A 22,903-nucleotide genomic window follows, 5' to 3' on the forward strand; every position below is an offset into this window, starting at 1 on the left:
GGATCGGCAGTGCGACTGGGAGGGTGCGAGCCGTGGACGACGACATCCGCCGCGGCGATCTGCTCGCCGAGGGCGAGCCGGAGCAGGAGTTCAACCCCGGGATCGCGGGCCGGCTGCCGCGCAAGACCGCGGCGGGCGGGGCGCTGATCCGCGACCAGGCCGGCCGCATCCTGTTTCTCGAGCCGACCTACAAGCCGACCCTGGACATCCCCGGCGGGATCGCCGAGTACGACGAATCGCCGTACGAGGCCTGCCGTCGCGAGGTCCAGGAGGAGATCGGCCTCGACCTGCCGATCGGCGACCTCCTCGTGGTCGACTGGGTTCCCGCGTTGGGTGTCTGGTCCGACGCCCTCGCGTTCGTCTTCGACGGCGGCGTACTCGATCAGTCAACGATCGCCCGACTGCACATCGACCCGGTGGAGGCCCGCGCCCACGAGTTCCTCACCCTCGACGAAGCGGCCTCCCGTCTCCGCCCCTCCATGATTCGCCGCCTGACCCTGGCCCAGCAGGGCCTCACCACCGGCGCGCCGAGGTACGCCGACTTCGGCCGCGCAGCGAGCTGGTAGCTACTCCACCGGGCGCCGGGTGGGGATCCCGCCCGGCGCCCGGTGAAGGTTGTCAGCGGAGTAGGTAGTCGGTCAGGCGGTCCATCACGACGGCGCGGGCGGCTGCTCCGGTGATGCCTTCGAAGCCGAAGCCCAGGTAGACGGTGTCCGCGGTAGCGACGGCGGCGCCTTCCTGGATACCCAAGCCGGCGCGGCGGACCCAGTCGTTGAGGTTGGCGCCTTCGATACCTTCGGCGTCTTGTGGTGCACCGAGCACGGTCCAGCCGTCCGTCGGGTCGGCGTCGTCCTCGAACGAGGTCGTTCCCTCACCGGTGGAGACCTCGACGTCGTCGATGAAGACGCCGGGGAACTGCTGCAGACCCCAGTCGCTGAGCACGGTGATCGCTACCTCGACCTGCGAGCCGGCAAACGGCGTCAGATCGATCTCCCATTGCTGCCATCCGGCCGAGCCGCCGTTGCCCGCGTGCCACGCTCCGGTGGTCCCGGTGTTGCTGCACGTGCCGGTCGCCGGGTTGAAGGTTTGGTAGTGGGTCAGGAACGGGTGCAGCACGTTCGCCGCATCCGCGGGGTTGCTCCAGCCGCCGGTGCAGGCCTGGTCGTTGGTCAGGTCGCTGGAGGTGTGCCCGTTGGCATCGGGCAGCGTGGTCCAGTCGTCCTGGCCCACGGTATGCGCCTCCACGATCATGTAGTCGAAGTCCAGCTCGAGGTTGTAGCTGGTCCAGAACGAGAGGGTCGCGCCACCCGCCGGCACCGTGATGGTGCGAGCGAGCCGCTTGTAGGCCTCGTCGGCCCGGTCGGAGTACATGAACTTCAGCCCGGTGTGCGGGTCGAACGGCCCCGAGACACCGGACACGTACTCAGCCGCCGGCCAGCTGTCCAGGTGCGGGAAGCTGCCCGTCGGGTCGGTCACCTGCAAGAAATCTCCGGTGGCGATGAACGACGAGTCCGACCCTTGGTTCTGAGCACTGTCGGCACCGTTGCGCTCCAGGGTCAAACCAGCGAGTGGATCGTCGATCCCGCTGATCGGGAACGGATCACCCGTGTCCGGGTCCAGTCCGCCAGCCGGTGTCGTGATCGCCGCACCGAAGGTGTACTCGATCGGGTCGCCCTGCGAGTCGCCCGAGCCGGACAGTGCGAGGCAGCGCGCGCGTACGGCGGGATCGGCCGAGCACTGCTTGTTCTCGAACGGGTCGTACAGCTGAGTTCCGAGTGCCGGGGTGTACTGCTGGCCGGCGCGTTGGCCGGTGTAGGCCACGCGACCGCCTTCGTTGACGAAGTCGCGCACCTCGAGCAACTCCTGCATCGCCAGCCGCGACGCGTTGCCCGCGGCCCAGCCGGGTTCGCGGGTCACGATGTCATCTCCGGTGTACCAGACGACGGCGTCGTAGTGGCTGAGTACGCCGAGGTTGTCCGGCGCGGTCCGGCCACGCGCGTCCACGTCGTACACGTCGAACGCGATCCCCTGGGCGGCCAGGGCATCGGTGTAGAAGGACAGGTACTGCGGTGCGGTCACTCCCGCCTTGACCGGAGACGCTCCGGTGTAGTCCTCGGCCGCGAGGATCAGCACCCTCCGGCCGGTGTCGGACGCGACCTGATAGGTGAAGGACTCGCTGCGCTGACCGCCGCCTTCGAACCAGACGGTGACGTTGTTGCCGACCGACGTACCGGTGACTTGGCCGCTGACAACGTGGTAATAGGTGCCGTTGCCAGGCCCGTAGCGCTCCCCACCGGTCCACTCGGAGGTGGGCTTCGTCTGCACCGGCCCGGATCCGATCTGGTACTTCAGCGTGACGGCGCCGAGGTTGCGCCGGGCAAGGATCCGGACCTCCTGTGGGTCGCCGTACGAGACGGCGAACCGGAAGTCGAACAGCGACTGCTGGCCGTTCTGCGGATCGATGTCGTCCTGGTCGAGGTAGAACGGCGCCGGCGTGATGCCGGTCGGCGAAACCGGGGCGGTGGGGTTGACGGCCGAGCGCGCCAGACCGAGGTGGAACGGCAGGGTCTTCAGGAACTCCGCCTGGATCAGGGCCTCGTCGTCCGGGAACACGAAGCCGGCTCCTGGAACCCCTTCACCGAGTTCGGGGGTGTAGGAGACCGTACCGGCGTTGGTGTCGGCGTAGTCCGTGGTCTCGCCGTTGGTGACGTAGAGGGTGTCGGCCGACTGACCGGGGTTGAAGCCCGGGATGGCCGGGTTCGCGTCCGTGCCGCCCATTGCGACGTAGAGCGGGTTGTCGGCGTCGGGTGTGCCGACCTGCCAGCCTTGCGGGTACAGGAGCCACTGCCCGAACGAGTGCAGGTTCGACTGGAACTTCGGTTTGATCCGATCGATCAGACCGGCCATCGCCCGCGTCTCCGGTTCGGACGCCGGCGCCGGTCCGCGGTAGGTCTCGCTGAACGGGTCCGGTGACGACCCTTCGTTGTCGTAGCCCCAGTGCTCGTCGAAGTTCCGGTTCGGGTCGACTCCGTCGACAGCGGTGATCTGGCCGTCGACGTTGTTGTCACGCAGGTTCTTGCGCCACAGCCTCTCGTTCGTGAACGTGTACTGGTACCCGTCCGGGTTGGCCGCGACGACGAACCACAGTTCGGTGCTCTTCAGCAGGTTCTTGATGGCCGTGTCGTTCGCCCGGAAACGATCGACGAAGTGGTGCAGCAGCCGGCGGTTCACCTCGAGGCTGATCCACTCGCGCGCGTGTTGCAGCGACGAATACAGCACGGCCGGCCGGGCGCCGTCGCGGATCCCGGGCGCACCTTGGGTGACCTTCAGCGCGATCAGCTCACGGCCCTGATGTGTCCGGCCGAGCACCACCAGCTTGACCAGGCTGGGATTGTTGCGCGCGACATCGAACAGTTCGGCGCGGATGCCGCCCGGCTCGTCCCACGACCGGTAGACCGTGAACCCGGCGGCTGCCTGGGCCGCGGCCTGTTCCGAGACCGACTGGCCCTTGTTGTTGCGCTTGACGGTGACCCGAACGCCGGCGGCGTTCACCTTGTCCCGTTGGGCTTGCGTGAGGACCGCGTCGGCCTTGACACCGGCCGCGGTCTGGTCCACCGCCGCCAGTTCGAGTCCGGGGACGGCTTCGGCGATCTTGTCGGCCGGCCCCTCGAGCACGTACATCTCGAGCGGTGAATCCGGCGGGCGGGCGGTTGCGGGGGACGACACCAGGCCGATGGAGACGGAGCCCAGTGCTGCCGTGGCCAAGAACGCTGCGACGCCGCGTTTCGATGACACGAGAACACCCCTCCCAGTGGTGGGCAGGCGTCCTCGGCGGGCGTACGACAGCAACCCCCGACCGGCTGCCGACCAAGGACGCGCGCCAAATGTGCCGTCACCGTACTCCCGGGGTACCCCGGGAGCAATGAGTCGCGCACGTCCTGGCCGGCAACCTGCCGGTGAAGCGTTTTCCCCCGATCAGGGGAAGGTGAGGCGGACGATGACGTTGTCGAGGACGGTCGGGGTGCCGCCGTTCTTGTCGTTGTTGGTGGAGGTCAGCCAGAGCGCGCCGTCGGGGGCTCGGGTGATGCCGCGGAGGCGGCCCCAGCGGCCGGAGAAGACGGCCTGTGGGGTGCCGACGCCGGTCCCGGACGAGTTGATCTGGGTGACCCACAACTGCTGGCCGGTGACGCCGGCGATGTAGATCCAGTCGTTGACGATCTCGACGCCACTCGGTCCGGCCTGGGCGGTGGACCAGGTCCGCTTCGGCGCGATGTAGCCGCCGCAGTCGCCGATGGTTCCCTCGCAGGCGGGCCAGCCGTAGTTGCCGCCCTTCTGGATCAGGTTGAGTTCATCCTGGCTGTTCTTACCGAACTCGGCCGCCCACAACTGGCCGCGCGAGTCCCACGCGAGGCCCTGCGGGTTGCGGTGACCCAGGCTCCAGACGTACCGGGCGTTGCCGCCGGTGCTGAAGAACGGGTTGTCGCTCGGCGGCGTACCGTCCGGGTTCAGCCGGAAGATCTTGCCGTTGAGTGAGTTGCGGTTCTGCGCGTTGCCGGAGTTCTTCGCGTCGCCGACGGTCGCGTAGAGCTTGCCGTCCGGACCGAACCGGATCCGGCCGCCGTTGTGATAGCGGTTCTTCGCCAGCCCGGTCAGCACCGGTTCCGAGGTCGAGCCGAGGACGCCGTTCTCGTACTTCATCCGCACGATCCGGTTGTCGTTCGCGGCCGTGTGGAAGAAGTACACCCAGTGCTCGGTGGCGAAGTCCGGTGAGAGCGCGAGGCCCAGCAGCCCGCCCTCGCCGGTCGTGGTGACCGTCCCCGGCACCTTCCCGAGCGTGGTCTTCTGGCCGGTCGACGTCACCCGCAGTACCTCGAACCGGTCCCGCTCGGTCACCAGCGCGGACCCGTCCGGCAGGAACCCGACACTCCAGCCCAGATCCACCTTGGCGATGTCCCGGTCGTACGCCGGTGACCCGGGTCGAGCGCAGGTTGCCGGGCGCGGTCGGCGGCTGAGTGTCGCCGCTTGGGGGAGTGATGAAAGTGACGACGTTGCTCTGCTGCGAAGCGTTGCCTGAGGCATCGAAGGCGCCGACGGAGATGTCGTACGACGTGTTGGCCGTCAACGTGTCCACGGTCGCGGTGAGTGTGTTGCCGTCGACAACCTTCAGGATGTTGCCGCCGCGGTTGACCTCGTACCGCACCACACCGACGTTGTCGGTCGCGGCCGACCAGGTGAAGGTCGCCGCGTTCGACTTGATTTTGCTGACGGCAAGGTTGCTCGGTGCCGACGGCGGCTGGGTGTCGTCGGTGGTCGGGGTGACGGTCAGCTTGTCCGCGTTCGGTCCGCCGTCCGCGGAGGTGGCCCGGGCGCGGATCTTGTTGGTGCCGGCTGCGAGTTGAAGCCGGACGGTCTTGGTCTGCCAGGTCGTCCAGGCGCCGGTGCCCGGGAAGGTGATCCCGACCGCGCCGGCGACGCCGTTGACGGTGAAGTCCATCGGCCTGGCGGCCGTCGTGGTCTCCTGTTGTTCCGGGGGCGGAGGAGCTGCAGGGGAGTCACTCAATCATTAGGAAACCTTCCTAACGATGTTCGGCATCACACCACCACCGCTCAACCGGTGTCAACAGGAAGCCCCCGCAGAGCCGGGGCTCCGCGGGGGCTTCGGGGGTGGTGTCAGCCGGCCGTCGCCAGCATGGTCGGGCGGTAGAGGGTCTGGCCCGACGTCTCGTCGACGACGGCGACCCGGACGGACTCCGGCGTGGAGTCGTGATGCGGTACGGCGAAGACGGCGGTCGCCGACCGGCCGTCGTACCTGGCGGTGTAGCTGACGAACCGCCAGCCCTCATCGTCCCAGTAGTCGTGGATGTCGGACCGCAGCAACCCGTTGACCGCGCGGTACGCGGGGCTGAGCAGCAGCCGCCGCTGCGTCGCGGCCAGCGGTACGGCGTCAGTCGCGGTGCCGCTGAGCGGATGGGTGATCCGCAACCGGAGCCGGCGCAACGGCAGCAGCCAGTACCGATCCAATTCGGCGGACAACATGACGAACACCGCGGCCTTCAGCACCAGGACGACCGCTCCGGCTCCGGCCGACCACCACCCGGTGGTCGCTGTCGTCGCCACCGTCGCTGTTGCCAGCAGCAACAATGACCGGCTGATCGCCCGCCGGCCGACCGGCTTGGCGGACGCCCCAACGCATCCACAAGACGCCTCGGGGACGACGATCTTGGCGTAGATCAGGTACCCGGTGAAGCCGGTCGCGAGGGCGGCCGTTGCGATCACCTCCACAGTCAGTGCCGGTGGCAACAACAACGCCAGCGCGATCACTGCTTCTATCAGTCCGACGGCGCGGTACGCCGGTGCGGCACGCTTCTCGCCGACCAGCCGGGGCAACGCCGTACGCTTCGCTTGCTCCGCACTGTCCCGCCCGACCACTTTGCCGTACGACGACCAGAGCAAGAGCAACCCGATGAGCAGCGGCTGGGCAGCCGCCACCTGCTGTGCGAACATCACGTCCTCCCGATCAGTTCGAGGCGTAGATGGTCACGATGTCGATCTCGTTGGTCCCCGGCCGCCAGGCGCCGATCACCTGGGCGTGCCGGCCGACCTTGAGCATCGACAGGTCCGACACCGCGGGAGTGCCGTTGTAGACGGCCGCGGTGAGCCCGGGCTGCAGATGCCCGACGACGTTCTGGCCGTGGTGGTCGAGCTGCAGCGCCGAGCGTCCGATGGAGTTGATGCTGACCGTGAGGTTGACGATGTTCACCCACACCGACTCGGCGGCGAGGATCCCGTCCGGCATCAGCACGCCACGCGCGTACAGGCCGTCGCCGATCCGGACCTGGTCCAGGGTGGTCGGCCGGAGTTTCCAGACACTGGTCACACCGGTCAGCTGGATCCGGTGCATCCGGCCGTCGGAACCCTGCACTTGCAGGAGATCCCGGTTCCGGCCCATGATCAGGCCTTCGGCGAAGTTCGGATCCGGTTGACCGGAGTCCGGGTACTGCGTCGCCGCGGCGAACGCGGTCTCAGGGGCGAGTGAGCCCATGGCGCTGGCGGCAACCAGGCCGGTAGCGCCGAGAGCGGCGCGGGTGAGCAAGGACCGGCGGTCCATCGTTGAGGTCATCTCAGCTCACCCCTTCAGCCGACGTCGACGGTGCAGGGGATCAGACCGGCGCTCAGGCTCGCGATCGCGGAGAACGCGGCCGGAGTGAGGTCGATGATCCGGTTGGAGGCGCACGTGCCGCCGCAGCAGGCACGCTCACCACAGAACAGGTCGGTCTGCGGACCGCAGTCCGCGATCGACGTGACCACCCGCGCGCCATTGCACAGGTTGGTCGTGGAATGCCGGAACCCGCAGGTACGCCGGGACATCCCGGTGATCCCACACCTGTCCGGCCGGGTGATCGCGTAGCACGCGTCCGAAGTGTTCGGCCACGCGTGCTGGAAGTTGCCCGAGTGACAGGTTCCGCAAGCACCTCGTCCGGTGCTCGCACAGGGTCCCCATGCGTTACCGCAACAGAACCACGAGACTTCGCCGTTGATTCCGGCCATGACGATTTCCTCCAGGTCTAGGGGCGGACAGACCTTCTGAAATCTTTGTACTCCGATCGTGCGGAATCTCACAGAGTTCAGACCCGAAACGGAAACTTTTTGACGACGGTGGAAGGGGCTGGCCGTACGTCGACCCCTCGCAGCCTGCTCCGCGCCGCTCCTGCGTCGCGTGCTTCGCCGGCAGCCCTACCCGCCCTTTTTGGCTCGCGGTGCTCGCTGGGTGCGCTCGCGCTGCTCGCTCATTGACAGCGGGTGGTCACAGCCTGACGTGGATCTGAGGCTGACTGTGGTGGACGTGTGGGGCGGGCCGGCGGGGTGGGTCGCGGTGGATGCTTATCAGGCGCGACCCGTGGGCCGGGTGCTCGGATTGCTCAAGCCCACGGTCTGTCCGGTGGTGATCGACTCCTCGATTGCGCAGATGATCTCCGTGACCAGGACCCCATGGTCGATGCCGGGGCCGAGGTCGCCGCCGTCTACGAGTCCCGCCGCGAAGTCCTGAACCATCCAGACGGCGGGGCCGACCTGTGATCGTCCGATCCGGCCGGAGACCGGCCATGCCGACCGGTACTTGTCGCTCACCACGGTGAGGCCCTGATGCGACAGGTCCGCGGTCACCGACCCCTCGGTGCCGATCACCTGGAACCGGAAGTCGACGATGCCGTCACCGGCATCCGGGAGGGTCCACGCCGATGAGAGCGTCGCAGTCGATCCGTCGTCGAAGGTGACCAAGGCATGCACCACGTCCCAGGTGTCGATGCCACGCTTGGCGAGGACACCACGAGATCCCACTGCGCTCACGGACGCTGGCTTCCTGCCGGTGAGCCACAAGACAAGGTCGACGGTGTGCGGCATGAGAAACCAGGCCGGCGACGACTGCGCCGCCCACGACAGCATGGTGGTCGGCACGCAGAAGGAGTTGCTCAGGGTGGCTGATGCCGTGATCGGCTCGCCAAGGCTGCCGGACGCCATCGCCGCTTTGGCTTGCACCACGTGCGGGTTCCAACGGTTCTCGAAGCCGACGAGGCATCGAACGCCCGAGCGGTGAACCGCCGCGGCGATGGCATGGGCATCGTCCAGGGTGGTGGCGACCGGCTTCTCGATCAGCAGGTGCTTCCCGGCCTCGGCCACGTCGACGGCGATCTGGCGGTGGGCGAAGTCAGGGGTCGCCACGATCACAGCGTCTGGATCGAATGCCTTGAGCAACTCGGGATGTGACGCGGTGACGGGTAGGCCCGTGGCGTCCCTCGCCTCCTCGGCCACCTTGGCCGAGGGCTCGGCGAGGCCGACGACGGTGACGTCCGGCTGGGCCTGGAGAGCCTCGGCGAAGAGCCTCCCACGCAGTCCGGCGCCGACGATGCCAATGGTGACCATGAACGACCTTTCGGGCACGTAGTACTGATGGGAAGCCGGCTCAGAACAAGGTGAAGCCGCCGTCGACCTTGACGATCGAGCCGGTCATGAAGCTGGACGCCTCGCTCGCCAGGAAGATCGCCACCGGGCCCAGCTCTGGCGGCAACCCGTAGCGCTTCATGGCAGCGGGATCGACGCACCACTCCTTGAACTCCGGCTGGTCGACGGGCGACATCTCGGTGAGGAAGTATCCCGGCGCCATCGCGTTCACGCGAATCCCGTGGGGCGCCCACTCGGCTGCCAACGCCTTGGTCAATTGATGGACAGCGGCCTTGGACGAGAGGTACGACGCCTGCCAGCGGGGCTGGTTGACGATCTCGGCCGACATGGAACCGACGTTGACGATCGTGCCTCCACCCCGCTCCGCCATCCGGCGGCCGACCGCACGACTGCAGTACCAGACACCGTCGACGTTGACGGAGAACACGTCGTGCCATGCTTCATCGGGCGTCTCGAAGGCCCGCCCGGCCACGCCGATGCCGGCGTTGTTGAGCAGCACGTCGATGTCACCGAACTCGGTGCTCACCTGCTCGACCGCCCGTTCGACGTCCTCGACATCGGACACCTCGAGCTGTACGCCGTACGCGCGAATGCCGAGCCCGCTCAACTCCGCGGCGGCGGCTTCGGCCGAGGCGAGCGTCCGCGCCGTGACCGCGACCGCCGCACCCGCATCGCCGAGCGCCTCGGCCATCGCGCGTCCAAGACCCCGGCTGCCGCCGGTGACGAGAGCAACCTTGCCCTCGAGGGAGAACTTCTGCAGGGCGTTCATGGCGTCCTTTCAGGGGATGTCGCTCGCTGGATCCACCAGCGAATGGTCAGATCATGCCGAGCGCGGATCACGGTTCGACGTCGTGAATCCGCCCATCGGCCAGCAACTCACCGGCCGCGACGCGGCACCGATCCTGTTGCACCCGGCGTGCGCCCGGAGGACGTCATACACGCGCGGACCCTCGTCGTTCAGGTTGGGCACTTCGGCGAACTCCAGCCGGATGCGAGTGTTCGAGACCAACTGCTTGGGACGGCCGTCCTCGGTCACGGCGGTGGACAGATAGGTCTTGCCCATCGGTGAACGAGTCGATCCGCCCACACTCGGCTCCTCTCCTGCGGGACCAGAAGGCTGCGGGCGACTCGCTCCCTGGGTCCTGGTCGGCTCGGGTGGCTTCAGCCTACGAGTGATCCCCGGATCCGGATCCAGTTCCGACCGGCCGGTGTGCGCTGATCAGGCCGCGAGGCTGCCCAGCCAGTTCTGCCACGCCTCGGTCTCGATCGACGGGTCGCGGTCGTCGAAGTAGTGGGCGGTCGCGAAGACCATGTTGTTGTAGCCGTGGATCAGCATGTACATCGCGTCGTCGGTACGCATGCCCACGAAGCTCGGCGAGCCGACGAACTCGACGGTGCCGTCGACCGGCTCGATCCCGGGCACGCTGAGCCGCGCCGGCTGACCATCCGCCGCGTCCGCGCCGACGCCGACCGCCGCCGTCATCGCCGACCACGAGTCCTTGGTGATCGGCCCCGGCAGGAACAGCGAGTTGTTCGCGGTGCGAGGGGCGAAGTGCTTCAGGTAGACGGCGAGCTTCGCCGTGTAGGCGTGGTCGCCGACGGACAGGGCGTCGTACTCGGCCTCCCAGTCGTCGCCGAGGAGACCGCTGTGCACGACGCGCACCACCGCGCCGCCGCCGTCGCGCGCCTCGATGAGCCACTCGTAGGCCGTGAACGTGCCGTCCGGGTTCGTGTCCTCCTGCCATGCGTAGCGGTGACCGGGATCCCACTCCTTGATGGTGCCGGTGGACACTTCGCCGAACATGGTGAACGTGACGGTGCTGTCGGCGCTGTCGATCTCGGTGTGCCCCATGAGCCAGGAGTCGACTCCCGGGCCCGACGCGATGGCTTCCCACACCTCGTCCGGCGTGGCATCGACGGTGATCTCGCGGCGTGTCTCGAATGGATGCGTCATGACTGCTGCTCCTCTGCCGGCGGGTCGGCGTCTTCGGTGATGCTCGGATGGACTGCGACGATGAGGCGGTGCGGCCGACCAGCCTCGGTGTGGTACTTGCTGACGATTCCGGCGACCGCGTCCGTGAGCTCATCCACGAACGCGGCGCGATCAGCCGGCTTCGCGAACCGCACTTCGGCGTCGAGCCCGAACGTGGCGAGCGGCTTGTCGGCCCGCGCCGCCCCGTTGATCAGCGCGCCCGTCTCCCGAACGAGCCGCGCCGCGAGCGCGAGCAACCAGCGCGCGGACAGCCGATCGGGCGACCGGCCCGGATCGGGCGCGACCGCGGCGAGCGCGGCCGGCGAGATCACGTAGGCCGCGGCGGAAGCCCGCACGACCCGCTCGGTCATGTTGCCCCGGCGACGCTCCTCGACCAACTCCACCAGACCGTGCTGCTCGAGGGTCTTGACGTGGTAGTTGACCTTCTGCCGAGCAAGCCCGAGCCGCGCCGCGAGGGTGGTCGCGGTGTGCGGCTCGGCCAGCTCCGCGAGCATCCGGGCCCGGATCGGATCGAGCGAGACCTCTGCGGCTGCGGCGTCCTCGATCACTGCGACATCGTGCATGCCATCACATTGTCGCCGACAATTCTTTTTGTCAAGGCTATGAGAACCGTCTGGAACAATTTTCTTTTCGGTGCGCATCGTGGTCACGCGCTGCAGCGCCGTACGACCCCGGCTATCGGCCTTGCCGGGGGACCGCCTTAGTGCTTGTAGCGGGCGATGAGGGTGTTCATCGCTTCGTCGATGGAGTGGTCGATACGTTGCCGGGTCGGGTCTTCGTCATGCCAGGCGATGATCTCGCGGGCACCTGCTTCGAAGGGGATGGTGGCAACGAAGTCCGGGACCACTCGGCGGAGTTTGGTGTTGTCGAAGACCGCCGAATGGGTCTTGTCGCCGAGAAGTCCGGCGCCCCACGCAGGATGCACGGCGGCGATGGCGTCCGACGGGACATGGACGATCTGTGCCGACGTGCCGGCCGCGGCGGCGAGCGCGTTCGCGATCTGGTCCCAGGTCAGGACGTCGTCGGACGTGATCTGGAAGGCCTCCCCGAGGGTGCGAGGGTGGCCGAGCAGCGGGACCAGGCCGCGGGCGAAGTCGCTGTGGTGCGTCAGCGTCCACAGTGAGGTTCCGTCACCGTGCACCACGACGGGTTGTCCGCGGCGCATTCGTTCGACGATGGTCCAGCCGCCGTCGAACGGGACGAGGGTGCGGTCGTACGTGTGGGACGGCCGCACGATCGTGACCGGGTAGCCCTCGTCGCGGTACAGCGTCGTCAGGAGGTCTTCGCAGGCGATCTTGTTGCGCGAGTACTGCCAGAACGGGTTCCGCAACGGCGTCGACTCGGTGATCGGCAGCCGGGCCGGTGGCGTCTGGTACGCCGAGGCGGAGCTGATGAAGACGTATTGGCCGACATGTCCGCGCAGCGCATCGGTGCGAGCGCGCACCTGATCCGGCGTGAATGCCACCCAGTCGACCACGACGTCGAAGTCCTGGCCGGCGACTGCGGCGAAGGCCGCTGGGTCGTCGACGTCGGCGGTGAGTTGCTGCACCTCCGGCGGGAGGGGGCGGGTCGACGTCTTGCCCCGGTTGACGACCGTGAGGTCGAGTCCCGACTCGATGGCTCGCCAGGAGCACGCCGAGCTGATGATGCCGGTCCCGCCGAGAAAGAGAACACGCAGGGCAGTCACTCGAACAACTCCTCCGGATCGCAACGCCGTGGACGAAGTGCCAGGTAGTGCCGAGGCGGGAGTTTCACCATAAACCGGCCTTCCAAACTACCGGCACTGAGCTATGACCGGGGCTATGACCGGGGCTACGCGGACGGGGGCAAGGCGGCGTGGAGGAAGCTGAGTTCGAGGTGCAGCAGGTTCTCCGCGACAACCTCCTGAGACGCCATGTGGGTCACTCCGGTCAGCGGCAGGATCGTGTGGGGCCGGCCGGCCGCCAGCAGGGCCGCGGACAGTCGGAGCGTGTGTGCCGCGACCACGTTGTCGTCGGCGAGCCCGTGGATGAGGAGCAGTGGGCGGTCGAGCCGTCCGGCATCGGCGAGCAGCCCGTTGCGCTCGTAGACGTCGGGTTGCTCGTCCGGGTGTCCGAGATAGCGCTCGGTGTAGCAGGTGTCGTACAGCCGCCAGTCCGTCACCGGCGCGCCCGCCACCGCGGCGTGGAAGACGTCTGGCCGCCGGAACACCGCGAGCGCGGAAAGATATCCGCCGTAGGACCAGCCGCGGATAGCCACCCGGTCGGCGTCGACATCGTCGGGGTAGCGCTGGATCACCTCGCGGACGACCTCCACCTGGTCGTCGAGCGTGCTCACGAAGTCGTGGAGCACTTCCCGCTCCCAGGCCGGCCCGCGTCCTGGTGTGCCCCGACCGTCCGCGACCACGACGCAGAAGCCCTGGTCCGCGAGCCACTGGCTCGAGAGGAACCCCGCCCGCGCGGACCGCACCAGTTGCCCGTGCGGTCCGCCGTACGGCGACAGCAGCAGCGGGAGCCGAGTCGATGCGGGCACATGCGCCCGGGGGAACAGCACTGCGGTCCGGAGTTCGCGCGCGCCGAGTCGCAGCAGGTCGACGCTCGGCTCGAACGGCGGGGTCTCCTGGCGCGAGGCGATCCGTCCGACCTCGGTACCGGACCGCAGGACCCGCACCCGGACCCCGTCGTACTCCAGCGACTCCGAGGCCAGGACCACCAGATCGCCGGCCGACCGGCCCGAGTGGACGCCGGGTGTCTCACTGAGAGCGGTCAGGGTGCCGTCCGGAGCGACCCTTGCAACGTGCGACTCGGTGGGTTCGGTCGAAGCGGCGATCAGGACCCCCGCCTCGTCGACGTCCAGAACCGCACCCACCTGCAGGCCGTCAGGCGTCACCGGCCGACCGTCGAACGCCAGGCGCCGGGTGTCACTTGCCCCGTCGTCCACAGTCGTGACGAGCCGACCATCGGGAAGCCAGCGTGGAACTCCCGGGACGTTCTCGACCCAGGCTGCGTCACCGTCCTCGCGGACGATCTCGGTCTCTCCTGATTCGACGTCGACGGACAGCACCCGCACCGTCTTCTGGTCGCGGGTCGCCACCTCCACCAGCGGCGGACCGTACGACGTCCAGGCGACCTCGACAAGGTACGGGAATCGCTCGTGGTCCCAGGCGACCTCACGGCGCGAGCCGTCGAGCCCGACGAGCCAGAGAGACACCTCGGCGTTCGGCGTACCGGCCGCCGGATAGCGCAGGACCGCCGGCTCCCGGTCCGGCTGCGCGGGGTCGGCGATGTGCCACACCCCGACTGGCGCCTCGTCATACCGCTCGACCAGCAGGACGGAGCCGTCCGGCGCCCACCAGAAGCCGCGCCGGCGGTCCAACTCCTCGGCCGCGATGAACTCCGCGACACCCCAGGCGATGCTGCCGGTCTGGTCATCCGGTTCGGACAGCACGCGGTCGGGCTCGCCGTCCACGCCGACGACATGGAGGGAACCGCCCGAGGCGTACGCCACCCACCGTCCGGTGGGGTCCGGGCGCGGGTCGATGACCGGGGACGTTGCCGGCAGCTCGACGACCTCGCTCGTCGCGAGGTCGGCCAGCCACAGCCGGGACGACAGGGCGAACGCCGCGACCCGGACCTCCCGGTCCGTGGCATATCCGACAATCCCCGCCGCGCTCTCCCGGCTGCGTTCCCGGCGGGCCCGTTCGGCGGGGGAAAGGTCCTCGGGGCCTTCTGTCAGCAGGGTGGCCGGATCGGCAACTCGGCGCTCGGCGCCGGTGGCCGGGTCGTACGTCCAGAGCTCGGTGCCCCGGTGGGTACCGGAGGGCGCGCGGAGAAACGCCACCCGGCTGCCGTCTGGCGCGGGCGTGAAACTGCGGGGTGCACCGAGCCTGAAGCGAAGTGTTCGGGCAGATAGTCGCGGAAATGTCGGCTGCTCGTTCGAGCTCACAATTCCCGATTCTGGCATGACATCGAACGCAAAATCGAGCGCACGGTGCGGACCGCCATATTTGGGGACGATTGCTGCGATGGTGGCCCCTCGTTCGACCTAAGTGGTGTCACTCGCCGTTCAGGGGGTCGTCGAGCGGCGGCACGCCCCACCGGAAATAGACCGGGGAGTGGAACCTGGACGACTGCACGGGTCCAATGCCCTGAATCACCGTGGACGTGCCGGTGGTGTGGCCGACGGCGTACAGGTATCCGGTCTGGAGGTCCTTGTCGATGCCGAGCAGGAGCGTGCCGCTGGTGCCGCACTTGGTGGCGACGAGGGTCTCGAAGCCTTGCCAAGTCCTTCCCCGCACGGTCTTGATCAGCGGCTTGAGTGGCGCGGTGGTCGGGATGCGGATGGTCTGGAGCACGCCGGCGGCAGTGTTCGCCAGGAACGTGTCGTAGGTCGCCGTCTTGCTGATCAGGGCGATCGACTTCACACCCTTGAGGCCGGGGTACGTCACCCGATTGCGCCAGACGCCGCTGTCGTCCACGGACCACCGGGACAGCACCCCGTCGTTGCGCAGGCCGTAGGCGGTCACGCGATGCGAGGACCAGTTTGCGTAGTGGGAGACCTCGAAGGCGGTGTAGGTGCTCCAGCCGCTGCCGATTCTCTTCAATGTCACGGGGAGACTGGTGTCGATCTCGCCCGCCATCGTCTTGAAGTAGCTGCTCGAGTACATGACATCCCCGAGCGTCAGGTAGCCGGACACCTGCGTTTCCATGGCATCTCGGAAAGTCAGGAAGGTGCTGCTGAGGCGCGCCTGGCCCGGCGGGTAGAAGGCGCGCGGTCCCAGTTGGTAAGCCGTCTGGGTCGGCGGCTTGGTCGCGGCGTAGGTCTCTGTCACGTGATCGCCGGCGGCCGTTACCGCTCCCACGTTGATGCCACAGACAACCGCCTGCGCCGTCGTCGGCGCTGCGGCCCGGCCGGTCGTCGATGCCTGTGCGGGTGGGCCGGTGGCAAGAGCGGTCACCAGCAGCGCCAGCCCGCCCATCGCCGTCGCCGCATGCTTGATCACAAATGGAGTCTCTGTCGTTCCCTTTGGCTTCATACCTTGGTCGATGGAGCCCGGCACTCCAAGGTTGCGCCCAGGCCGACAAATGGCACTAGCCCGCCATCCGCGGTCCGGCCGAATCAATAACTTTGATCCCCCTCGGCGCATCAAGTAAGTGTCCTAAGGGGGGCACCGTGAAGGTTTTTCACATCATTCGTTCTGTCATTACTCGCCTACCAATTCCCGCCACCTGCTCGAACTCGCCGCCGTATCGGTGGGAGCGCTCGCTGTCTCGCCGATCGTCGGCGCCAGCTGTGCGCCGACTGGCCTGTTCCTGTCGCGTCCCAGACCTCTACGCACGACTTCCGGTCTGGCAATGACACGTCATTCGTTCGTCCGCGGTCTGTTGACCGCAGCAACGCTTGTGACAGGCGTGCTTCTCTTGGGGAGTACGTCGGCGTCTGCCCAGAACACCGAGCACGTCCCGGCCCAGCTTGTTACCGGAAGCACAGACCTCAAGAGCCACACCGCCACGGTCCGGCCGCCGGTGCTCAGCAAGCCACGGGTCACGTGCCGCGACGGGGGCGCCGACGCCGTGGCCGAACTGAGCAACCCGAACGCGACGCTCCAGGAGTACATGGTCGGGATCACTGCGGGCGATATCCACTACGACTACGTCGTGACGGTGGCCGCACACGGGGCTGAACTCGTCGAGTTCGGCGGTCTGCCCAACGGGGCGTACTTGCTCCGGGTCCAGAACGCCGTCGGGGACTTCGTCGCCCGTGCGCGGGTGCGTGTGCAGTGCGACGTCACGCCGCCGACCGGCACACCAACCGCAACGCCTACGGGGACGCCGACCGCATTGCCTACGGGGACGCCGACCGCATCGCCATCGGGGACGCCGACCGCGTTGCCGACGATCGGCTCGTCGTCCGCGACGACCGCCGTGCCGTCGTCGCCGGTGGATGTACCAACCGCGGTGGAGGCGGGTCTTGCCGGCCCTGTCGTGCCGGATGACTCCAACCACAGCCGGACGATCGTCGGCGCCAGCCTGCTGGCTGCCGTCGGCATCATGATCGGCCTAGGCTCGCTCGTGGTACGGCGCCGCCGCGGACTGCACCAGCACTGACAGGAACGTCCGGCATGGGTGCGCAACTGCCGAGGATGGGTTGGCGTGTTCAGACGTACCTACCTCGAGGAGAACGCGACCATGCCGGCGCGATCCTGCTGAAGGGTCCGCCCGATTGGCCACAGTCCACTCCGGCATCCACGCCGCCCGACCCCACCTGCAGTCGGTCCGCGAGCAGCGCGGGCGCAACTCAGCGAGCGTCGCGAGCGCAATCGGGCGGGCGGGGCTGCCGGCGTAGCACGCGCCGAAGGAGCGCGCGGAGGAGGCTGCGAGGGCTCCACGCACCCTCTAGCGCAGAAGCCTGTATGCGGTATACGATCTCCCGAAACACAGTGACCTGTGACCCGTCGCACGGTGATTTCCATTGGTGGCGGATACACTCGGTGTGTTTGTGGAGGGGAGTATTCCTCTCGGGCCGCGGTGACGCCGGGCCCGTATGCGGCAGTGTCGTCATCACGGGAGGCCTGGGCGGCCGAACCGGTGCTGCCGGCCCGGGCTACCGGGCGGAAGAGACCTCCGGACCAAGCTCTGTTGCCGTCGTCCGGAGGTTCGTCATGGTCTCTGTCATGCCCCCTGCCGTCTGGGTGCTCACGATTGCCGGGTTGCTGGCGATCGTCGCGTTCGATCTGATCGTGATCGCCCGGCGCGATCACACCGTGACGATCAAGGACGCCACCCGGTGGGTGCTGCTCTACGTCGGCCTGGCCGGGCTGTTCGCGGTCGGGTTGTTCTTGGTCAGCCCCGGGGCGGGGACGACGGGTGGTGAGTTCGTCGCCGGCTACATCACCGAGTACAGCCTGAGTGTCGACAACCTGTTCGTGTTCGTGATCATCATGGCGCGGTTCGCCGTACCGGGTCTGGCGCAGGACAAGGTGCTCTACATCGGCATTGTGGTGTCGATGGCGCTGCGGGCGGTGTTCATCCTGGCCGGCGCGGCGGCGATCGCGGCCGCGAGTTGGGTGTTCTACCTGTTCGGCGCGTTCCTGGTCTACACCGCGGTCCGGCTGGCGCTCGAGGGGGACAACGACGAGACGGACTTCCAGGAGAACGCCGTACTGCGGGGGATGCGCCGGATCCTGCCGTTGTCACACGACTACGACGGCGCCAAACTGACCACCCGGATCGACGGCCGCCGGATGGTGACGCCGCTGGTGATCGTGATCGCCGCGATCGGGATGGCGAACGTGATCTTCGCGCTCGACTCGATCCCGGCGATCTTCGGGCTCACCCAGGACGCCTACATCGTGCTGACCGCCAACGCGTTCGCGCTGATGGGTCTGCGCCAGCTGTACTTCCTGATCGGCGGCTTGCTGGAGCGGGTCATCTACCTGAACGTCGGCCTGTCGGTGATCCTCGCCTTCATCGGCGTGAAGCTGATCATCGAGGCGCTGCACGGTTCGCACATCGACGACATCGGCGCGATCCACCTGCCGCACATCGGCATCCTCACCTCGCTCGGCTTCATCGCCGGCACCCTGTTCGTCACCACGGTCGCCAGCCTGATCAAGTCGTCGTACGACCGCCGCCGCGTCGAGATCCGGGTCAGGTCGGAAGACTGACGTCCTCGCGCGCCGGGCGGAGGCGGAGGTAGAGGAGGGGGATCGGGGTGAGGATCAGGCCCGAGATGAGCAGGGCGGTGCGCAGGGACGAGCGGCCGACGGCGCCGAGCGGTGGGCCGCCGACGACCTGACCGATCGCGTTGGCCTGGGACACCATCGAGATCACCGTCGCGCGGGACCGGGAGTCGACGTGCCGGTTCAGCCAGGCGGATTCGATCGGCCAGGCGAGTGCGCCGGTGATCGTCCGCAGCCACATCGCGATGAGCGCCAGCCAGAGGTGATCCAGGAGCGCGAACGCGATCACGCCGACGACCTGGATCAGGCTGAGGACCGCGAGTATGCCGTTCGGATGTACGGCGCTCAGTCGCTCGGGCGACAGCTTGTTCAGTACCACCGAGGTGATTAGCGACAGCAGCGTGCCGACCAGCGCGAGCACTGTGAACCAGAACGCGGGGTCCGACGTACCGAAGACCGTCGGGAAGCTGAAGCTCAGGAGCTTCACCGTCCACAACCGGTCGAAGGCCTCACTGGACAGCCCGGAGATCAGGCTGATCAGCACCAGCGTGCGTACGACGGGACGCCGCCGAGCGACCCCGAGACCGTGCTTGAACGTCTCGGCCATCTGCCGGAACGTCTCCCGCTCGGCGCGAGGCGTCCGGTGGAAGTTGTCCTCGCGCATGAACATCGCCAGCATCAGCGCGAGCAGGATCATCCCGGCGCCCGACAGCGCCATCGGCAGCGGCAGGCTGACCAGACCGAGAGCGCCGGCGCAGACAGTGCCGGCGATCGTTGCGGCCAGGGTGAACTGCTGACGGCGGACGAACACCTTGGCTGCCCGGTCGACGCCGATCTCGTCGGTGATCCAGGCCTGGTCGGCGCCGGAGGTGAAGGTGTAGCCGACACCCCAGAGCACCTGGGCGGCGAGGATCGCCAGGAACGTCGGCACCAGCCCCTGCAGCAGGAGGCCGGCACCGATCAGAAGGAAGCCGATGATGATGGACAGCCGGCGGCTGTACAGGTCGGCGACGATGCCGGTGGGCACCTCGAACAGGAAGCAGGCGAGCTCGAGGGTGGTGCCGACCAGGACCATCTCGAGTGGATCCAGTCCGACGTCGCGGACGTAGTACACCATGCTGAGCGTGAAGGCGAGGGCTCCGAAGAAGGCCCAGGCGCCGTTGAAGGCGTAATAGGTACGGACCGGATCGGCCGAGCGGAAGGCAGGCATTTTGGGTGGCTCCCGAAGCGTGTGCGTGGCATGACGAAGCGCGACCGGTTACAGGTCAAACGCTTGACGTGACGCACGACGGCGGCCCACCCGGCGGGCGGGTGCGGAGGTGCGCTTTCAGGAGCGACGTTGCATGGCGACAGGGTAGGGGAGGAACCGGCGAGTCCGCCTCCGATTTACCCAACCACGAGCGGTGATCAGAGGTACCATCGATAGTGCCTGGCCCGGCCGTTCCCCCGTGATGGTCGGGTCAGGTTTTTCGCGCCCCGATGTAGTGAATCGGCGAGCAGCTCCGTCGCCCCTGTGACAGGCAGGACCGACGAGAGGATCTCCACCATGCTGCTCGAGAACCAGACCGCGATTGTGTACGAATCCGGGTCCGACTTCGCGATGGGCGGCTTCAGCCTGGCGTGTGCCTCCATCGAGACGCTGACCCGGGCGCTCGCCGGCGAGGTCGGTCAGTACGGCGTCCGCGTGGTCGCCCTCCGCCCCAACTTCACGCCCGACACGCACCCGGAGTGGGACATCGAGGAAGGTGGTCTGGACCACCTGATCAACGGCACCGCGCTACGCCGGTTGCCCAAGGTCGCCGAGGTCGCCCACACGGCCGCCTTCGCCGCATCCGACCACGCCGGCCCGATGACAGCCGCCGTACTCAACCTCTCGTGCGGAGCGATCGCGGACTAGAACGGTATGCGATACCTCGGCTGCCGCTCGGTAACGCGGTAGCCGAGGCTTTCGTACAGCGCCACGAGCGTCAGCTCACCCGCGCCCGGGGGTTGACACGGGCAGGGCCGGACGGGTTGACTGCGACATAGTTCACAAAGGAAATAAAAGCCTCCGCGCCTCGATCACGGGCGGGGGAGGCGGCGGCGGTGCGGACCGGGGTCGGCGGCTCAGAGCGACTCCGTCCGGGACTGCTTCCTGCCCGGATCCGGTGGCGAGGCCATCGGATCATTCGGTGCTTCGTGCCCTTTGGTTGCTCGAAGCAACATAGGAAAGTCCTTGTAAACAAGGGATCTGAGTCGCTCGGTCAAGGTCTGGTCTCGGCCGGGGTGAGGCTCTTCCGCTGCCGGAGGTTCTGTGTCATCCTCCCGGAAGTAGAACCCAGGATCCTATCGGATATTGGGTTGGAAAGGATGGGGAGTGAGCACAACGTTGAAGCCGGCGGCGCCGCCCGCGCCGGTCCGCGGGGAGAAGGTGACACCCGCCCGGATACCTCGCCCGAGCCGCCGGACCGCGGCCCGCCGCAGTCTGCGAAGGCATTGGCAGCTGTACCTGCTGGTGGTCGTACCGCTCGCCTACTTCGTCATCTTCAAGTACATCCCGATCGCAAACGCGGTGATCGCGTTCAAGAACTACAGCCCGGTCCAGGGGCCGTGGGGCAGCGAGTGGGTCGGGTTCCGCAACTTCGAGTTGTTCTTCGCCAACCCGGTGTTCTGGACGCTGGTGAAGAACACCTTCATCCTGGCCGCCTACACCGTGCTGGCCAGTTTCCCGATCCCGATCATCCTGGCCATCGCGCTGAACGAGATCCGCAACGGCCGGTTCAAGAAGACCGTCCAGCTGGTCACCTACGCGCCGTACTTCATCTCCACCGTGGTGGTCGTCTCGATGACGATCCTGGTGCTGTCGCCGCGGCTCGGGTTCGTCAACGACGCGATCGGGCTGTTCGGCGTACCGGCGGTCGACTTCCTCGGCAACCCGGACTACTTCCGCCACATCTACGTCTGGTCCGACGTCTGGCAGACCACCGGGTACTCGGCCGTCATCTACCTGGCCGCGCTGGCCGGTATCGACCCGGCGCTGCACGAGTCGGCCAAGATCGACGGCGCCACCCGGCTCAAGCGGATCTGGCACGTCGACCTGCCCGGGATCATGCCGACCGCCGTCATCATCCTGATCCTCGGCGTCGGCAACATCATGTCGATCGGGTTCGAGAAGGCGTTCCTGCTGCAGAACCCGCTGAACCTGGCGCAGTCCGAGATCATCGCAACCTACGTCTACAAGACCGGCCTGCTGAACGCCGACTTCAGCATGGCCACGGCGATCGGGCTGTTCAACTCGGTGATCAACCTGGTCCTGCTGCTCGGCGTGAACTTCGCCGCCAAGCGCATCACCGGAAACGGACTCTGGTCATGAGCCTTTCACTACAGGCCTTCCGGCGTACGACGGAACGCCCCGACTCCACCGTGATCGCGGAGACGCGGACCGACAAGATCTTCCTGTTCGGCGTGAAGATCATGCTCTGGGTCGCGCTGATCCTGGTCGCGGTGCCGATCGTCTACATCGTCGCGAACTCGTTCAGCAGTGCGTCCGCGGTGAGTGCAGGCCGGGTGCTGCTGTGGCCGGTCGAGCCGAGTCTGCAGGCCTACAAGGTGGCGTTCGGCGATCCGCAGATCATGCAGGGCTACCTGAACTCGTTCATCTACGCGATCGGCGGCACGCTGATCAGTGTCACCCTGACGATCGCGATCGCCTATCCGTTGTCGCGCCGGACCTTCTTCGGCCGGAACCTGATCATGAGCGTCCTGATCTTCACCATGCTGTTCTCCGGTGGCCTGATCCCGACGTACCTGGTGGTGCAGGACCTGGGCATGCTGAACACCCGATGGGCGATGGTGATCCCGAGCGCGATCGGGGTCTGGCAGGTGATCATCGCGCGGACGTTCTTCCGCTCGACCATCCCGGACGAGCTCTACGAGGCGGCCACCATCGACGGCGCGAGTGATCTGCGCTTCCTCTGGTCGATCGTGCTGCCACTGTCCAAGCCGGTCATCGCCGTGATCGCGCTGATGTACGCCATCACCCAGTGGAACAGCTACTTCGACGCGCTGGTCTACCTCAAGGACCCGAGTCTGTACCCGCTGCAGATCGTGCTGCGGAACGTCCTGATCCTGAACACCGCCACCGGTGGCTCGACCACCCAGAACCTGGCCCAGCAGCTCGACCAGCAACAGCTGGCCAATGTCCTCAAGTACGCGCTCATCGTCATCTCGAGCCTGCCCGTACTGATCATCTACCCGTTCGTCGCCCGCCACTTCACCAAGGGCGTGATGGTCGGCGCGGTCAAGGGTTAACT

At 67.4% G+C, this 22,903-nt stretch carries 20 protein-coding genes and 1 pseudogene; 6 read left to right on the forward strand and 15 right to left on the reverse strand.

The features are described from left to right. Positions 1-32: 32 nt before the first annotated feature. Positions 33-566, forward strand: a complete 534-nt coding sequence (locus tag ACGFIF_RS00150; protein WP_393149688.1) for an NUDIX domain-containing protein — start codon at positions 33-35, stop codon at positions 564-566. 52 nt (positions 567-618) lie between these two features. On the opposite strand, the gene ACGFIF_RS00155 is transcribed toward ACGFIF_RS00150, so the two are convergent. The 14 genes and pseudogenes from ACGFIF_RS00155 to ACGFIF_RS00220 form a co-directional block, all read right to left on the reverse strand. After that, positions 619-3,795: a M14 family zinc carboxypeptidase gene (locus ACGFIF_RS00155; protein WP_393149690.1), complete on the reverse strand. Its 3,177-nt coding sequence runs from the start codon at positions 3,793-3,795 to the stop codon at positions 619-621. A gap of 180 nt (positions 3,796-3,975) precedes the next feature. Then, the gene (locus ACGFIF_RS00160) at positions 3,976-4,941 is read right to left on the reverse strand and encodes a PQQ-dependent sugar dehydrogenase (RefSeq protein WP_393149692.1); all 966 of its coding nucleotides are present in this window, start codon (positions 4,939-4,941) and stop codon (positions 3,976-3,978) included. A gap of 157 nt (positions 4,942-5,098) precedes the next feature. Beyond that, a pseudogene (locus ACGFIF_RS00165) lies at positions 5,099-5,494 on the reverse strand (glucose dehydrogenase); the annotation flags it as partial. A 176-nt stretch (positions 5,495-5,670) separates the two neighbouring features. After that, positions 5,671-6,504: a MauE/DoxX family redox-associated membrane protein gene (locus ACGFIF_RS00170; protein ID WP_393149694.1), complete on the reverse strand. Its 834-nt coding sequence runs from the start codon at positions 6,502-6,504 to the stop codon at positions 5,671-5,673. A 13-nt stretch (positions 6,505-6,517) separates the two neighbouring features. Further along, positions 6,518-7,120, reverse strand: coding sequence for a cell wall protein (locus ACGFIF_RS00175; RefSeq protein ID WP_393149696.1), 603 nt, complete (start codon positions 7,118-7,120; stop codon positions 6,518-6,520). A gap of 14 nt (positions 7,121-7,134) precedes the next feature. Next, positions 7,135-7,368, reverse strand: a complete 234-nt coding sequence (locus ACGFIF_RS00180; protein ID WP_242001521.1) for a septal ring lytic transglycosylase RlpA family protein — start codon at positions 7,366-7,368, stop codon at positions 7,135-7,137. 516 nt (positions 7,369-7,884) lie between these two features. Then, the gene (locus ACGFIF_RS00185; RefSeq protein WP_393149699.1) at positions 7,885-8,919 is read right to left on the reverse strand and encodes a Gfo/Idh/MocA family protein; all 1,035 of its coding nucleotides are present in this window, start codon (positions 8,917-8,919) and stop codon (positions 7,885-7,887) included. Between the two features lie 40 nt (positions 8,920-8,959). Beyond that, complete coding sequence (locus ACGFIF_RS00190; RefSeq protein ID WP_393149701.1) at positions 8,960-9,727, reverse strand: SDR family NAD(P)-dependent oxidoreductase; 768 nt, start codon at positions 9,725-9,727, stop codon at positions 8,960-8,962. Between the two features lie 51 nt (positions 9,728-9,778). After that, positions 9,779-10,045, reverse strand: a complete 267-nt coding sequence (locus ACGFIF_RS00195) for a hypothetical protein (protein WP_393149703.1) — start codon at positions 10,043-10,045, stop codon at positions 9,779-9,781. A 132-nt stretch (positions 10,046-10,177) separates the two neighbouring features. After that, a complete protein-coding gene (locus ACGFIF_RS00200) occupies positions 10,178-10,912 on the reverse strand; it encodes an SRPBCC domain-containing protein (protein WP_393149705.1) in 735 nt (244 codons plus the stop codon). Further along, positions 10,909-11,514 carry an ArsR/SmtB family transcription factor gene (locus ACGFIF_RS00205; protein ID WP_393149707.1) on the reverse strand — a complete coding sequence of 202 codons (606 nt, stop codon included), beginning with the start codon at positions 11,512-11,514 and terminating at the stop codon, positions 10,909-10,911. Before ACGFIF_RS00205 ends, ACGFIF_RS00200 begins: the two co-directional genes overlap by 4 nt. A gap of 137 nt (positions 11,515-11,651) precedes the next feature. Further along, positions 11,652-12,638, reverse strand: a complete 987-nt coding sequence (locus ACGFIF_RS00210; protein ID WP_393149709.1) for an NAD-dependent epimerase/dehydratase family protein — start codon at positions 12,636-12,638, stop codon at positions 11,652-11,654. A 125-nt stretch (positions 12,639-12,763) separates the two neighbouring features. Further along, complete coding sequence (locus tag ACGFIF_RS00215; protein ID WP_393149711.1) at positions 12,764-14,770, reverse strand: prolyl oligopeptidase family serine peptidase; 2,007 nt, start codon at positions 14,768-14,770, stop codon at positions 12,764-12,766. Between the two features lie 214 nt (positions 14,771-14,984). Beyond that, complete coding sequence (locus tag ACGFIF_RS00220) at positions 14,985-15,989, reverse strand: hypothetical protein (protein WP_393149713.1); 1,005 nt, start codon at positions 15,987-15,989, stop codon at positions 14,985-14,987. Between the two features lie 352 nt (positions 15,990-16,341). Between ACGFIF_RS00220 and ACGFIF_RS00225 the strand changes: the two genes are divergently transcribed. Both ACGFIF_RS00225 and ACGFIF_RS00230 read left to right on the forward strand, forming a co-directional pair. Further along, the gene (locus tag ACGFIF_RS00225; protein ID WP_393149715.1) at positions 16,342-17,037 is read left to right on the forward strand and encodes a hypothetical protein; all 696 of its coding nucleotides are present in this window, start codon (positions 16,342-16,344) and stop codon (positions 17,035-17,037) included. Between the two features lie 566 nt (positions 17,038-17,603). Beyond that, positions 17,604-18,596 carry a TerC/Alx family metal homeostasis membrane protein gene (locus ACGFIF_RS00230; protein WP_393149717.1) on the forward strand — a complete coding sequence of 331 codons (993 nt, stop codon included), beginning with the start codon at positions 17,604-17,606 and terminating at the stop codon, positions 18,594-18,596. Here the strand turns inward: ACGFIF_RS00230 and ACGFIF_RS00235 are convergent. Next, on the reverse strand, positions 18,580-19,821 hold the full coding sequence (locus tag ACGFIF_RS00235; protein WP_393149719.1) for an MFS transporter: 1,242 nt from the start codon (positions 19,819-19,821) through the stop codon (positions 18,580-18,582). The genes ACGFIF_RS00230 and ACGFIF_RS00235 overlap by 17 nt on opposite strands. Positions 19,822-20,157: 336 nt before the next feature. Between ACGFIF_RS00235 and ACGFIF_RS00240 the strand changes: the two genes are divergently transcribed. From ACGFIF_RS00240 to ACGFIF_RS00250, 3 genes are all read left to right on the forward strand, one after another. Continuing rightward, positions 20,158-20,508, forward strand: coding sequence for an SDR family oxidoreductase (locus tag ACGFIF_RS00240; protein WP_393149721.1), 351 nt, complete (start codon positions 20,158-20,160; stop codon positions 20,506-20,508). A gap of 459 nt (positions 20,509-20,967) precedes the next feature. After that, positions 20,968-21,963, forward strand: a complete 996-nt coding sequence (locus ACGFIF_RS00245; protein WP_393149723.1) for an ABC transporter permease — start codon at positions 20,968-20,970, stop codon at positions 21,961-21,963. Continuing rightward, entirely contained in the window at positions 21,960-22,901 is a 942-nt protein-coding gene (locus ACGFIF_RS00250; protein WP_393149725.1) for a carbohydrate ABC transporter permease, read from the forward strand. Before ACGFIF_RS00245 ends, ACGFIF_RS00250 begins: the two co-directional genes overlap by 4 nt. Positions 22,902-22,903 lie beyond the last annotated feature (2 nt).

Source organism: Kribbella sp. NPDC049174 (assembly GCF_043197365.1).
Lineage (GTDB): Bacteria > Actinomycetota > Actinomycetes > Propionibacteriales > Kribbellaceae > Kribbella.

Bases quoted from the DNA above. Each gene is read 5' to 3' on its own strand.
- ACGFIF_RS00170 (WP_393149694.1), bottom strand. From the start codon at position 6,504: ATGTTCGCACAGCAGGTGGCGGCTGCCCAGCCGCTGCTCATCGGGTTG.
- ACGFIF_RS00200 (WP_393149705.1), bottom strand. From the start codon at position 10,912: ATGACGCATCCATTCGAGACACGCCGCGAGATCACCGTCGATGCCACG.
- ACGFIF_RS00235 (WP_393149719.1), bottom strand. From the start codon at position 19,821: ATGCCTGCCTTCCGCTCGGCCGATCCGGTCCGTACCTATTACGCCTTC.
- ACGFIF_RS00230 (WP_393149717.1), top strand. From the start codon at position 17,604: ATGCCCCCTGCCGTCTGGGTGCTCACGATTGCCGGGTTGCTGGCGATC.
- ACGFIF_RS00190 (WP_393149701.1), bottom strand. From the start codon at position 9,727: ATGAACGCCCTGCAGAAGTTCTCCCTCGAGGGCAAGGTTGCTCTCGTC.
- ACGFIF_RS00185 (WP_393149699.1), bottom strand. From the start codon at position 8,919: ATGGTCACCATTGGCATCGTCGGCGCCGGACTGCGTGGGAGGCTCTTC.
- ACGFIF_RS00240 (WP_393149721.1), top strand. From the start codon at position 20,158: ATGCTGCTCGAGAACCAGACCGCGATTGTGTACGAATCCGGGTCCGAC.
- ACGFIF_RS00180 (WP_242001521.1), bottom strand. From the start codon at position 7,368: ATGTCCCGGCGTACCTGCGGGTTCCGGCATTCCACGACCAACCTGTGC.
- ACGFIF_RS00250 (WP_393149725.1), top strand. From the start codon at position 21,960: ATGAGCCTTTCACTACAGGCCTTCCGGCGTACGACGGAACGCCCCGAC.
- ACGFIF_RS00205 (WP_393149707.1), bottom strand. From the start codon at position 11,514: ATGCACGATGTCGCAGTGATCGAGGACGCCGCAGCCGCAGAGGTCTCG.
- ACGFIF_RS00175 (WP_393149696.1), bottom strand. From the start codon at position 7,120: ATGACCTCAACGATGGACCGCCGGTCCTTGCTCACCCGCGCCGCTCTC.